Annotated in this window: 13 protein-coding genes; 7 read left to right on the top strand and 6 right to left on the bottom strand. The window is 69.7% G+C overall.

What is annotated here, in order from left to right:
- Positions 1-4 precede the first annotated feature (4 nt).
- Genes K0817_RS03500 through K0817_RS03490 form a run of 3 tightly spaced genes read right to left on the bottom strand, consistent with a single transcriptional unit; the run spans position 5 to position 1,927 of the window.
- The gene (locus tag K0817_RS03500) at positions 5-274 is read right to left on the bottom strand and encodes a hypothetical protein (RefSeq protein ID WP_219979983.1); all 270 of its coding nucleotides are present in this window, start codon (positions 272-274) and stop codon (positions 5-7) included.
- Positions 271-1,386 (bottom strand): hypothetical protein, encoded by a 1,116-nt coding sequence (locus K0817_RS03495; RefSeq protein ID WP_219979982.1) that lies wholly within the window; start codon positions 1,384-1,386, stop codon positions 271-273. The genes K0817_RS03500 and K0817_RS03495 overlap by 4 nt, the downstream gene beginning before the upstream one ends.
- A 1-nt stretch (position 1,387) precedes the next feature.
- Complete coding sequence (locus tag K0817_RS03490; protein WP_219979981.1) at positions 1,388-1,927, bottom strand: UGSC family (seleno)protein; 540 nt, start codon at positions 1,925-1,927, stop codon at positions 1,388-1,390.
- 193 nt (positions 1,928-2,120) lie between these two features.
- Here K0817_RS03490 and K0817_RS03485 point away from each other — a divergent pair, with 193 nt between their 5' ends.
- Positions 2,121-3,737: an AMP-binding protein gene (locus tag K0817_RS03485; RefSeq protein ID WP_219979980.1), complete on the top strand. Its 1,617-nt coding sequence runs from the start codon at positions 2,121-2,123 to the stop codon at positions 3,735-3,737.
- A 1-nt stretch (position 3,738) separates the two neighbouring features.
- Here K0817_RS03485 and K0817_RS03480 read toward each other — a convergent pair whose 3' ends face one another.
- Together K0817_RS03480 and K0817_RS03475 are read right to left on the bottom strand one after the other, a co-directional pair.
- Positions 3,739-4,545: an IclR family transcriptional regulator gene (locus K0817_RS03480; RefSeq protein ID WP_219979979.1), complete on the bottom strand. Its 807-nt coding sequence runs from the start codon at positions 4,543-4,545 to the stop codon at positions 3,739-3,741.
- On the bottom strand, positions 4,517-5,869 hold the full coding sequence (locus tag K0817_RS03475; protein WP_219979978.1) for an aminomethyl transferase family protein: 1,353 nt from the start codon (positions 5,867-5,869) through the stop codon (positions 4,517-4,519). Before K0817_RS03475 ends, K0817_RS03480 begins: the two co-directional genes overlap by 29 nt.
- Positions 5,870-5,969: 100 nt before the next feature.
- Here K0817_RS03475 and K0817_RS03470 point away from each other — a divergent pair, with 100 nt between their 5' ends.
- From K0817_RS03470 to K0817_RS03460, 3 genes are all read left to right on the top strand, one after another.
- The gene (locus tag K0817_RS03470; RefSeq protein WP_219979977.1) at positions 5,970-6,905 is read left to right on the top strand and encodes a LysR family transcriptional regulator; all 936 of its coding nucleotides are present in this window, start codon (positions 5,970-5,972) and stop codon (positions 6,903-6,905) included.
- A gap of 144 nt (positions 6,906-7,049) precedes the next feature.
- Complete coding sequence (locus K0817_RS03465; RefSeq protein ID WP_219979976.1) at positions 7,050-7,724, top strand: HEAT repeat domain-containing protein; 675 nt, start codon at positions 7,050-7,052, stop codon at positions 7,722-7,724.
- A 2-nt stretch (positions 7,725-7,726) separates the two neighbouring features.
- On the top strand, positions 7,727-8,725 hold the full coding sequence (locus K0817_RS03460) for a HEAT repeat domain-containing protein (RefSeq protein WP_219979975.1): 999 nt from the start codon (positions 7,727-7,729) through the stop codon (positions 8,723-8,725).
- 90 nt (positions 8,726-8,815) lie between these two features.
- On the opposite strand, the gene K0817_RS03455 is transcribed toward K0817_RS03460, so the two are convergent.
- Positions 8,816-10,219 carry an aminomethyl transferase family protein gene (locus tag K0817_RS03455; RefSeq protein ID WP_219979974.1) on the bottom strand — a complete coding sequence of 468 codons (1,404 nt, stop codon included), beginning with the start codon at positions 10,217-10,219 and terminating at the stop codon, positions 8,816-8,818.
- Positions 10,220-10,361: 142 nt separating this feature from the next.
- Between K0817_RS03455 and K0817_RS03450 the strand changes: the two genes are divergently transcribed.
- Genes K0817_RS03450 through K0817_RS03440 form a run of 3 tightly spaced genes read left to right on the top strand, consistent with a single transcriptional unit; the run spans position 10,362 to position 12,976 of the window.
- Positions 10,362-11,132: a PIG-L deacetylase family protein gene (locus K0817_RS03450; protein ID WP_219979973.1), complete on the top strand. Its 771-nt coding sequence runs from the start codon at positions 10,362-10,364 to the stop codon at positions 11,130-11,132.
- A 13-nt stretch (positions 11,133-11,145) separates the two neighbouring features.
- Complete coding sequence (locus K0817_RS03445; RefSeq protein ID WP_219979972.1) at positions 11,146-11,865, top strand: 4-carboxy-4-hydroxy-2-oxoadipate aldolase/oxaloacetate decarboxylase; 720 nt, start codon at positions 11,146-11,148, stop codon at positions 11,863-11,865.
- Positions 11,852-12,976, top strand: a complete 1,125-nt coding sequence (locus tag K0817_RS03440) for a 4-oxalomesaconate tautomerase (RefSeq protein ID WP_219979971.1) — start codon at positions 11,852-11,854, stop codon at positions 12,974-12,976. The genes K0817_RS03445 and K0817_RS03440 overlap by 14 nt, the downstream gene beginning before the upstream one ends.
- Positions 12,977-12,996 lie beyond the last annotated feature (20 nt).

The following is a 12,996-nucleotide window of genomic DNA, read 5'->3' as shown; positions in this document are numbered from 1 at the left end:
TCCGTCAGTGGCCGCCGTTCGGCAGTTCGACCCGCTCCAGCGCGTACGGCGTCGGTTCGAGCGCCGTCGACATGATGGCCTCCATCACGCGCGTGGGCACCAGGCAGTCCGCGCAGGCTTCGGCCGTCGCGTCGATCCGCACCACGATGCGGTCCTCGGCGGTCGGCTCCCAGCTGAGCAGGTAGCCGTCCGCGGCCATCATCTCGGTGAACGGCGCGAGCGCGGCATCCACGTCCTTCTGCTTCGTCTCATGCTGGCGCGTCGCCTCGGTCATGAGCGGCCTCCGATCTTGCTGTACGAGTAGGGGTTCTCTCGCGGCGGGTTGAGGGTGAACACCTCGACCACGGCCGATACGCCCGCGTTGTCGGCGCCGGCGACCATGATCTGGATCGAGGTGGGGTGGCTCAGCACCCTCACGAGAGTCGGATCGTCGGTGGCGCTGGCGGTGTCGGGCATCGAATCCGGATGCTGCGACGACAGGCGCCACCTGCTCTTGCGCGACAGCGCGTCCTTGCCGACGGCCGAGAGCTCGTCACGCGTGCGCGTGGCGTGCGTGAAGACGAACTGACGCAGGTCGTCCTTGCTCCAGCCGGCGGTCGCGAACACGGCGGCGTGCTCGGGGGTGAGCACCAGCAGCGCGCTGGTGTACTCGTGGATGAGCGCACCGGTACGCCGCACCGTATCGGCGAGGTCGAGCGCCAGCTGCTCGGGCTCGCTGGTGTGGCGTGCCTCGATGTGCACGACCGAGCGGATGACGTACGCCGTCACGACGCTGTCGGTCGCGTCGAAGCCGTACTCGGTGTGCAGCGGCGCCCACGGGCTCTGCTCCTCGTTCTCGGCGATGCACGCCGAGTACTTCGCCGGAGTGCCCTGCGTGGCCTGGTCGAGGCGGTGCGGCTGCAGGCCGAACGCGTTGATGCATCCCAGCCGGATGGCGCGGCCGATCGTGGCGTTCGCACGGAAGCCGGACCCGAAGATGTTGCCCTGGCTGTTGAGCCCGATCTCTTCGCGGATGGGACCGTTCACGACCAGGAACGGCGCCGTCCCGGTGGTGGACTGCCAGATACCGCGCGCGGGGTGCGGTTCCTGCGCGATCGCTTCCCAGGCCGCGACCACGACCGGGAAGTATTCGGGCAGGCATCCCGCCATCGCCGCGTTGATCGCGGCGAGGCGCACCGTGAGGCTGCGGTTCAGGTGCGGGATCGTGAACAGCACGTCCGCGCCGTCGTGGGGCACCGTCTCGAGGAAGCGTTCCAGGTACGACTCGGTCACCGGGACGACAGGCAGACCGTCGGTCCACTCCTTGGCCCAGTAGTACTCCAGCACCTCCCGCACGCGATCGGCGTCGACATCCGGTGCCGTCGTCACATCAAGCGTCGTCGACATATCAGTCCTCCACTCCCAGGATCCGCAGTACATCGGGCAGCGCGGCCAGCGCACGCTCGCGCACCTGCTCGGCGGTCAGGCTCGCCATCGGGTGCGCCACGGCGTGGAAGTCGAAACCCGGAAATCCCTGCACCGCCGCCATCGCGCGGCCCGACATCAGGAACGAATCCGATGTGATGCTCACCGTCGGCACGCCCGCGCGTTCGAGCAGGATGCCGTCGGCCACGGTCGCGGCGCTGCATGATCCGCAGTCGCCGACCGCGGTGATGACGACGTCGCACTCGTCGGCGATCCGCTGCAGCAGTTCGTCAGTGGCCGGCGTCCCGAAGTAGTCCTTCGTGTACAGCCGCGTCTCGCCCGCGCCGTGCCGGCGCTGCAGCTCGGCGCCGATCTCTTCGAGCAGCAGCGTGGCGTTGGGCTTGGTGTTGTCGAGCAGCCCGATCCGAAGGCCCGTGAGCGTGACCGGGCGCGGAGAGAGCGTGCTCTCCTGCCCGGCCTCGTCGGTGCCGGTGGGATCGAGAAGCAGTTCGTGTGTCGCCATGGCGAGTGCCTTCCGTCTTCGAACGTCGCGTCACTGTGACACGCGGCATCCGGGATGGTCCCCCGTGGTTTCCATACAGCGAAAAGCTGCGTGGCCGCACGCGCGCGGCAGCGGGAAGCTGGGTGGGCACCGGCGAACGGCGTCGTGCCGCGTGCGCGGACGAAGACGCCCGGAAGATGACGGAGAGCCACGCGTGAGCGCACCCCATTACAGCGACCTCTGGCAGGCCATCGCGCACGCCGATCCCGAGCGGCCGGCGGTCGTCACGCGCGACACGACGGTGAGCTACGCGCGTCTTGCGCAGCACGCCGGCGCACTCGCGCGCCACCTCGTGGAGCGGGGAGTCGGGAAGGGGGATGCCGCGGCCATGCTGCTCTACAACCGGCCCGAGTTCCTGGCCTTCCTGTGGGCGTGCCTGTCGATCGGCGCGGCGCCTGTCGCGATCAACTACCGGTACCGGGCCGGCGAGGTGCGCGAGCTGCTCGAGGACTGCGGCACGCGGGTGCTGCTCACGACGACGTCGCTGGGGCAGGTGGCCGCCGACGCGGCATCCGGGCTGGACGTCGAGATCGTCGCGATCGACGACGACGGCACCGCTCGCGACGAGACCATCGACTACGAGGACGTCCTGGCGGCGGGCGGTGCGCTGCCGTCCGCGGCACCGCGCGGCGCGGAACTGCGCCTCTACACCGGCGGCACCACCGGCCGGCCGCGTGCCGTGGTGTGGGACATGGACACCCTCCTCGTGGCGCGCCGCCAGTCCACGTGGGGCATCATCGGGATCACTCCGCCGGACGACCTCGAGGGAGCGGCGAGGATCGCGCTCGACCCCGCAACGCCGCGCGTGGTGACGCTGCTCCTGCCCCCGCTGCTGCACGGCACGGCGCAGTCGACGACGATGGCGACACTGGCGCTCGGCGGCACGGTCGTGATGCACGCGTCGCCACGGATGGACGTGGACGAAGCGCTGCGGCTCGCGCTGGCCCATCACGCGACACGGGTGGTCGTCGCCGGCGACGCGCTCGCGTTGCCGCTGGCCGAGGCCGCCGAGCGCTCGGGCACCGGGCTGCTGCACGTACGCACCGTCATCAGCTCGGGCATGCGCTTCAGCGACGACGTCAAGCGGCGGCTGCACGCTCTCGGCGATCTGACGATCATCGACATGCTGGCCTCCAGCGAAGGCGGGCCGTTCGCGTTCGGCGTCACCGAGAGCGAGGACGACCTGCCCACGCGCCTCGTGATGACGCCGGGCGCGGTGCTGCTGGATGAGGACCTCAACGAGATCCAGGCGGATGCCGGTGCCCTCGGCATCCTGGCGTTCCGCGGCGTGCTGCCCAAGGGCTACCACGGCGATCCCGAGCGCACCGAGCGTGCGTTCCCGACGATCCGCGGTCACCGCTACGTGATGCCCGGCGATTGGGCGCGCGCCGACGGCGAGGGCGGCATCGAGCTGCTCGGCCGGCTGAGCGCAGTGGTCAACACCGGCGGCGAGAAGGTGTTCCCCGGCGAGGTCGAAGAGGCCCTGCTGGCGCACCCGGACGTCGGCGACGCGGTGGTGTTCGGCCTGCCCGACGCGCGCTTCGGCGAGGTGGTGAGCGCGATGGTGGCACCGCGGCACGGGCGCACGCTCGACGCCTCGCAGCTGCTGGCCTCGGTCGAATCGCGTCTGGCGGGCTACAAGCGGCCGCGTCACGTGTTCGTGCGCGAATCGCTCGAGCGCACGCCCACCGGCAAGGTGGAGCTGGCGCGCGTGAAGGCCGACGCGGCGAGCGAGCTGGCCGCCCGTGAGCCGGCGGCTCGCGCGAGCTGACTCAGGTGTCGGCCAGGCCGAACCCGGCGGCCGCGAGAGCGCGTGAGATCGACGTGGCGGTCAGGCGCACGAGGTGGATCACGTTCTTGGCGTCGGCACCCTGCTCGTCCAGCGCGAGCGACACCGCGGCGACGACGCTGCCGTCCGCGCCGCGCACCGGAGCGGCGAAGCCGACGTGCACGTCGTCCACCTGCCGGTCGCTCACGGCGAAGCCTGTGCGCCGGATGTCGTCCAGCACGCGACGAAGCACGTCCGGGTCGGTGTAGGTGCGCGTCGTGTAGGCCTCCAGGCCGCGCGCCATGACGGCATCCTGCACCTCCGCCGGCGCGTGGGCGAGCAGCACCATGCCGATCGCGGTGGCGTGAAGCGGATAGCGGCCTCCCACGAGCGGCCGCCGGACCGGCCGTCTCGGGCTCTGGAAGCGCTCGATCGACATCAGCTCGAGACCCTCGCGGATCGCGAGATGGCACGCGTAGCCGGTGGTCTCGTAGAGGTCCTGCATGTACGGGCGCGCCAGTCGCTGCAGCCCGACCGATCGCGGCGCCATCGACGCCACCTCCCACAGTCGCAGCCCGATGTTGTAGCGGCCGTCGGCGTCGCGCTCGAGCGCGCCCCACTCGGCGAGACGCTGCACGATGCGGTAGCACGTCGCGATCGGCAGGCCGGTGCGACGGCTGATGTCCGACAGGGTTTGGCGCACGCGCCCGCCCTGGAAGGTGCCGATGATGCTCAGCGCGCGGTCGATCACCGAGCGGGGCGGTCCGCCCCGCTCGGTGTCGTCACTGGGCGCGGTAGTTCTGTCGGGCATACGCCGAGTATGGTGCCGGCTGGACCGTCGCACGGATCCGGACCTGCCGATGCGGCTCGACGGCCGGCTTGAGCGAGTTGGGCTCCTCGCCCCACACCACCACGACCTCGGTGCCGGGCTCGGCGTGAGCCGCCTCGACGCTCGCGAGCGAGACGAACGCGTGCTCGTTCGTGATGTAGCCGCAGTCGTGCGAGATGCCCACGTCGGCACTTCCGCGCAGCACGCGGTCGACCTGGTACTGGCCGTAGCGGGCCTTGGGAAATTCGAGGTACTTCGCGGGCAGGCCCGGCTCGAGGAGCGAGCGCTGCGCCGCGGCGACGTCGTCGGCATCCCACACCAGCGTCACCTTCACGCGCTGTGCCGCCGCAGCGTGCTGCTCGAGCGCCGCGCGCCCGATGAACTCGTGGTCGAACGAGACGCTGCGGCCGTATCCGAGCTCGTACGGGGTCAGGTAGTAGTCCTCGATGTCGGCGGACGCGAAGCTGCCCGCGAGCGACCCGGCGCGCGTGGCCGGCAACCATGCGAGGTAGTCGGCGGATCCCTGCCCGGTGAAGATCGCCGGCAGGGGCGACGGCACCCACGCCGACTCGAGGTTCGCCGACGAGTACGCCTTCGCGCCGACCCGCACGAGGCCGAACTCCTCGCCCGCAGCCAGGATCGCCTCGCGCACCGCGTCCCCGTCGGACCAGGGCCCGAAGAGCTCGAACCCCGGCTGCCCCGCCATGCCGTGCCGCAGCGATCTCACACGGACGCCGGCGATCGTGAAGTCCGCCATGCCGAAGAACTTCGTGGCCGGCACGGGAGCGCCCGTGATCCTCTCCATGAGCGCCAGGGCGTTGGGGCCCTGCAGCTCGTACCGGTAGAGCTTGGGGTCGCCCTCGCGCACCAGCGAACTGCCGTCGCGCTCGAACGTCACGTCGTAGCCGCCCGTCTCGCCGTGGAACTGCAGCCAGTCGATGACCATGTGCCACCCGACGAGGTCGTACGAGTCCTCGTCGAGGCGGAACAGGATGGCGTCGCCGATCAGGTAGCCCTCGTGGTTGACGGCGATGAACTGCTTGGCGGAGTTCACGGCGAAGTTAGCGAAGCTGTTGACCCCGACATCCGACAACACTCTCAGGGCATCCGGGCCCGAGATGAAGAGGTCGGTCATGTGGTGAGACTGGTCCAGCAGCGCCACCGACTCACGCCACGATCGCTGCTCCGAGCGCCAGTTGGTGAACTCCGGCGTGACGGGGAACACCGTCGGTCGGGCGGGCGCGTTGCGCAGCAGCTCGACGGCGGTACCCGCTCGCGCGATCGCGTCGGCCACGGACTCGGTCATGTGAACTCCTTCGGTCGGAGTCCACGGTAGTAAACGCTGGATCGAGAACAAGGTCTGGAAGATAATCATTGGTTATGGCGACGGAAGCGATGCTTAGCCGATGGACCTGAACCTCGTCCGCGTGTTCGTGGCGGTGTACGAGTCGCGCAGCCTGACGACGGCTGCCCGCAGGCTCTACGTCACCCAGCCCGCGGTGAGCCAGGCGCTCGGCAGGCTTCGGCGCGAGCTGGACGACGCACTGTTCCGGCGCACCGGCCGCGCGATGGAGCCGACGCCGTTCGCCGACGCGGTCTATCCCGGATTTTGCGAGGCGATCGCCGGCATCGACCGCACGCTGGACGCCGTCCATCGCTTCGACCCGGCGGACTCGCGCCGTCTGTTCCGCATCGCCCTGTCGGAGCTGGGCGAGATCGGATGGTTCCCCTCGATCCTCACCGCCGTACGGTCCGAGGCGCCGGACGTGCGCCTCGAGGTCGTGACCCTCGACCCGGCGTCGCTCCCGGACTGGCTGGCGCGCGGCACCGTGGACCTCGCGATCACGACCGCGACGATGCCGGCGGCGTTCGACCGGGTGCTCGTGAAGTCGCAGCCCTATGCGGCCGTGATGTCGACGCGCAACCCGCTCGCCGGCGGCGCGCTCGATCTCGACACGTACGCCGGCGCGCAGCACGTCACGGTCGCGAGCGATTCGGGCCGCCCCATACTCGAAGCCGCGCAGCGCCGCGCTGGCATCGTCATCCAGCCGCAGGTGGCCGTCGCCCACTTCGCAACGCTGCCCCCCGTGCTCGCCGCCGACCCCGGGCTGGTAGCGACGCTTCCCGACATGATCGCGGCCGGGTGGGCGCAGACCTGGCCGATCTCCCTCACTCCCCTGCCCTTCGACATGCCGCCGGTCGAGCTCTACCTCTACCGCCGCGCGACGAGCCAGCAGACGGGCGCACTCGACTGGCTGTTCGCCACGGTGGCCCGCGCCGTGCGCGGCTCGACGGGCCAGTTCTTCGTTATCCACGGCGACGCGGGCGCGACGCCCCACTGACGTTCTCGATTCGACTGCCGTTCCGTGATCGGCAACGGGTATCCGCCTTCGGCGCGGGCTTCGACGCGGGCTTCGACGCCCGAGAATCAGCACTTGACCTTGACACCGTGACAAGGTGTGGAGTGAGATGCGGAGGTGGTTCTCATGAACCAAGACAACGCGACGACACAGGTGACACGACTTAGCAATGCCCTGCGCGCAGGTGATGCGTCCGCTCGCCTGCAGGCTGCTCTCACGGCGGGCATCCATGCAGACGACGCCTCCCTGCCGATTCTCATCAGTCGGTGTGCGGTGGAACCAGATTTCTATGTGAGGGACATGCTCACGTGGGCGATCACCCGTCACGATCGCTCCCAGGCCGTCGACCTTCTGCTGCCGGAACTCGGCTCGGTGACCCCGCAGGCTCGCAGTCAAGCCCTGCACAGTCTGTCCAAGATTCGGGACCCTCGGGCGTGGCCGGCGATCACGGTTGCCCTGTTGCGCGATCCCGATGAGGACGTCGCCAAGACCGCGTGGCGCGTCGCGGCGGGGCTCGCGCCCGAGCGCGAACGCGCTGATCTGGCCCGCGAGCTGGGGAGGAACTTCGGCCGGGGCGATGGTGAGCTCCGGCAGAGCCTGAGCCGTGCGATCGCCATGCTCGGCCCCGCGGCCGAACCAGTGGTGGAGGAGGCATCAGAGTCCGAAGACCCAGATGTGAGAGCCCACGCTCTTGCCACTGCACATGTCATGGCAAACCCCGACGACAGCTTCGAGGCCGCCGTTGAAGAAGCGCGACGTGTGGTCGCCCTTCGTGCTGCACCCGCGATCGAGGATCACTGACCGTGCTGATCGGCGAGGTTGCACGGCGAAGCGGAGTTAGCGCACGGATGCTGCGTCACTACGACCGCATCGGTCTCGTTTCGCCGTCGGCGCGCACTGCCGGCGATTACCGGCAGTACACGGACGCGGACATGCAACGGCTCTTCCATGTCGAGAGCCTGCGCTCGCTCGGATTCAGCCTGTCGGAGATCGCGACGACCCTCGACACCGCCGACTTCGCACCGGGAGAGCTCGTCGAACGGCTTACTGAGCGCGCCCGAGCGCAGCTGGACGCGACTGTTGAACTTCTCTCGAGGCTTGAGCGAGTGCGCGCGAGCGAGCCTGACCGTTGGTCGGACGTGCTGCGCATCGTCGAACTCATTCGCGGGTTCGACTCCAGCAGCGCGTCCGACCGGCAGCGGTTGGCCCTGTCGTTGCACACGGTCGATGAAAGCAACTCCGCAGTTCTCGTGGAGGCATTGCTTCGCGAGAACGAGCCGAACGCGGCCGGTGCGCTCGTCTGGTCGATAGCGCGAATGGGGGATACCGCAGTCCCGGCACTCACCGAAGCGCTGAACTCGGACAGCCGGCAACGACGCCATCGCGCACTCGAAGCGTTGCTGAAGATGGGGACACCAGGATCGCTGGCAGTGGTCGCCGCACAGACCGCGCACGCAGATGGACACGTACGCGCACGGGCGAGCATCACCGCTGGCATGAACGGCGACGACGGCGCCATCCCATCACTGATCGCGCTGGTGACGGCGGGTGAACTGGATATCGAAGCCGGCGACGCGCTCGAGATCCTCGCAGAGGACGAGCAGATTGCGACGCGCATCGCCCGCCTGGCGCGCGGCGCCATGAGCGCGACGAACACGGACGGTCGCCGCCGCCTCGCCGGAATGCTCTCCTCCATACCGGGAGCGGAGGCGGACGTGACTTTGGAGCTACTCGCCGCCGACACCGACAGTGGGGTCGCTATGGCCGCCCGCGCCCACCTCCAAGCTCGTTCACCTGCGTGACCGGCTGACACACGGCGTCCTATACGACGGGGGGCGGATGCCTCGACTCGCGGCTTCGCCGGGTCGAGGCATCCGCCCCCGCTCGTCTGGTCAGGCCACGCCGGTGGTGCGCCAGCCGCCGTGGTACTCGGTGCGGGCCGTCTCGGCGTAGGGCACGGGGCTCACGACCGCGCGCACGGCGATCTGCTCGTGCGGCTCGACGGTGGCCTTGCCCGAGCCACCGTCCGGCTCGCCCCACACGACACGCACTTCAGCGCCGATCGGCACGTCCCGGTCGACGGTCGCCAGCGACAGACCGCGCTTCTCGTTCGCGGTGACGCCGGTGAACAGCGACAGCCCGACGTTGTTGCCATCGGCGTCGATGACGGCGTCGTAGTTCGACGAGCCGTAGTTGGCGTTGGGCAGGTCGAAGAACTGGTAGCCGGGGCCCTCACGGTCGATGACCGACGAGAGGATCTTGGCAAGGTCCTCGTCGTTCCAGGCGAGCGTGACCTTCTTGCGCTGCTGCTCGGGGTCGATCTTCTCCAGGGCGTCGCGACCGATGAAGTCGTGGTCGAACTTCACGAAGGATCCGTAGCCGAGCTCCCACGGTGTGAGGTAGTAGTCCTCGATGTCGTCGGAGACGAACGAGCCGGCGAGGGCGTTGATCGCCTCGTAGCTGTTGGCGGGCAGCCATTCGCGGTATGCGCGCTCGCCCTCGCTCGAGTAGATCGCCGGCAGCGGCGAGGGGATCCAGCCCGACTCGAGCGTGTTCGACGAGTACGCACGCGAGCCGCACGGCTCGATGCCGAACTCGCGGCCGGCCTCGAGGATCGCGTCGCGGATCTTGCCGTGCTGCTCGTACGGCCCCCACAGCTCCAGACCCGGAGCGCCCGCCATGCCGTGGCGCAGCGTGCGCACCTGCTCACCGGCGATCGTCATATGCCCCATGTGGAAGAACTTGACCTTGTCGACGGTGCCGCCGGCGAGCTTCTCGATGATCGCCCACGCGTTCGGGCCCTGGATCTGGAACCGGTAGTACTCGCGGCTCACCGGGGCGCCGTAGGGGCGCGACGGCGAGCGGTCGTCGTAGCGGGTCTCGACGTCGTAGCCGCCGGTCTCGGCGTGGAACTGCAACCAGTTCGCCCCGGGTGCGCGGCCGACGTATACGTAGTCGTTCTCGGCCTCGTGGAACAGGATGCCGTCGCCGATCACGCCGCCGTTCGACGCCGTCGGCACGAACTGCTTGGCAGTGTCGACCGGGAAGTTCGCGAACGAGTTGATGCCTGTGTCACGCAGCAGCTTCAGCGCGTCGGGACCCGACATGAAGAAGTTGACCATGTGGTGCGACTGGTCATAGAGCACCGCCGCGTCGCGCCACGCCTTCTGCTCGCGCCGCCAGTTGGAGAACTCGGCCGGGACGACCGGGTAGATGTAGGTGCCCAGCTGCGAGTTGCGCAGCAGCTCGACGGTGTTCGCGGCGTCGTCCAGCAGCTTCTGGAGGTTCTCGGCCATGTAGGTCTCCTCGACTTCCTTGTCTTGCGGTGCATGAGATCGTACGGGCCTCGAATACCTATGTACAGAGGGAAATCTCCCGTCGCCAAGATTGTAGACAGAATCTTGACCATTGCGCCAGAGGTGTGGTTCGCTGGGCCCCATGTCAGACAGCGCCACCCCAGACAGCGCCAACACCGTGCTGGTGGTCAGCGCGCACGCCGGAGACTTCGTCTGGCGGGCCGGTGGAGCCATCGCGTCCGCCACGATGCGCGGCGAGCGCGCCGTGGTGGTGTGCCTGTCGTACGGCGAGCGCGGCGAGTCCGCCAGCCAGTGGCTGCAGGGCAAGAGCCTCGACGAGATCAAGGCGATCCGCCGCGGCGAGGCCGAGGCTGCCGCATCCGCCCTCGGCGCCGAGATCGAGTTCCTCGACATCGGGGACTACCCGCTCGTCGAATCCCGCGAGGCGGTTTCGCGCCTCGTCGACGTGTACCGGCGAGTGCAGCCCACCGTCGTGCTCACCCACACGCTCCACGACCCGTACAACGGCGACCACCCGGCGGCGGCCCGCATGGCGCTCGAGGCCCGCGTGCTCGCCCAGGCGATCGGCGTGGCGAACTCGGACGGATCCTTCCCGACGAAGGACGACATCATCGGCGCTCCCCCGGTCTTCTTCTTCGAGCCGCACCAGCCCGAGCAGTGCGACTTCACTCCCAACGTGCTCCTCGACATCACCGAGGCGTTCCCGCGCAAGCGCGCCGCGATGGAATGCCTGCCCGCGCAGAAGCACATGTGGTCGTACTACACCGACCTCGCCGTGCGCCGGGGTGTGCAGGTCAAGCGCAACGCGGGCCCGAACCTCGGCCTGCCCCACGAGACCATGGGCGAGGCGTACATGCGGTACTTCCCGCAGGTGACCGGAGTCCTTTCATGAAGGCAGTGCTCGCATGACCGGTCCGGTCGTCGTCACCGACATCGAGAGGGCGGATGCCGCGACCGCTGCCGCTCTCGGAGTGCACGGCGTCGCAACCGTGCACGAGGCCATCGGCCGCACCGGTCTCGTCGGTCCCGGCATCCGTCCCATCCAGGACGGCGTGCGCGTCGCCGGGACCGCCGTCACGGTGCTGTGCTGGCCGGGCGACAACCTCATGATCCACGCCGCCGTCGAGCAGTGCCGGGAGGGCGACCTGCTCGTTGTCACGACGACCTCACCCTCGGTCGACGGCGCCTTCGGCGAGCTGTTCGCGACCGCCCTGCAGACCCGCGGCGTGCGCGGGCTGATCACGACCACGGGTGTGCGCGACGTCGTCGACCTGCGAGCGATGGGCTTCGCGGTGTGGTCGGGCGCGGTTCACGCGCAGGGCACGGTCAAGGCCACGCCCGGCTCGGTCAACGTGCCGATCGTGGTCGGCGGTGTCACCGTTTCGCCGGGCGACGTGATCGTCGCCGACGACGACGGCGTGCTGTGCGTGCCGCATTCGACCGCCGAGGAGGCGCTCGCCGCCTCGGACGCACGCGTCGCCAAGGAGGAGGCCGACCGGCAGGCGTATCGCTCCGGCGAACTGAGCCTGGACCGCAAGGGGCTGCGGAGCCTGCTCACCGACCTCGGCGTGACCTACGTCACGCAACGCGACTACCTCTCGCGGCCAGGCGATGAGCCCCGCTGACCCGAGCGTCGCGGATGCCGTGCGCCACGGCATCCGGTGCATGCTCATGCGGGGCGGCACCTCGAAGGGCGCGTTCTTCCTGGCGAGCGATCTTCCGGCCGACCCCGCGGAGCGCGACGACCTGCTGCTGCGGATCATGGGCACGCCCGACCCCCGCCAGATCGACGGGATCGGCGGCGCACACCCGCTCACCAGCAAGGTCGCGATCGTGGCGCCCTCGGCGACGGCCGGCGTCGACGTCGACTACCTCTTCCTGCAGCTCGGCGTCGAGGAGGCATCCGTGGCGGACGCGCAGACGTGCGGCAATCTGCTGGCCGGCGTGGGACCGTTCGCCGTGGAGCGGGGCCTGGTGGCGGCGGCCGGCGAGCGCACCACCGTCCGCATCCGCCTGCTCAACACCGGCGACATCGCGACATCCCGGTTCGCGACCGTCGACGGGCACCCCGATTACGACGGCGAGCCCGGCACCGAGGGCACCGTCGCGATCGACGGCGTGCCCGGATGGGGGTCGGCGATCGACCTCGAGGTCGGCGGCGGGCCCGACAAGCCGCTGCTGCCGACGGGAGAGGCCGTCGACGAGATCGAGGGGCACCGGGTCACGCTCATCGACAACGGGATGCCGGTGGTGCTGCTGCGCGCCGACGACTTCGGTGTCAGCGGCACCGAGTCGCCGGCCGAGCTCGAAGCCGATGACGAGCTCGCCGCACGCGTCGAGCGCATCCGGCTCGCAGCCGGTCCGCTCATGGGTCTCGGCGACGTGGCCGCCCAGACCGTGCCCAAGATGGTGCTGCTGTCGCCGCCGCGCGCCGGTGGCGCGGTGTCGACGCGAGCGTTCATCCCCGCACGCGTACACACGTCGCTCGGCGTGCTGATGGCCGCCTCCGTCGCGGCCGCCGTGCCGGTAAACGGCACCGTCGCCGCCGGGATCGCCACCGCCTCGGGCGTCGACACGAGCGGCGAGACCACCGCGATCGAGCACCCCAGCGGCACCTTCCCGGCGCGTGTCCACGTCACGCGCGACGCCGGCGGCACGTGGCGCGCGACGTCGCTGTCGCTGCGCACCGCCCGCAAGCTGTTCGACGGCGTGGTGTTTCCGCGACCACGCCGCTGACCGCATCCATCCCGCCGCAT

The organism is Microbacterium sp. HD4P20, from assembly GCF_019449275.2.
In the GTDB taxonomy this organism is placed as follows: domain Bacteria; phylum Actinomycetota; class Actinomycetes; order Actinomycetales; family Microbacteriaceae; genus Microbacterium.
Note: the sequence above shows the minus strand (reverse complement) of the source record. Positions and strands in the feature narration are given on the sequence as shown.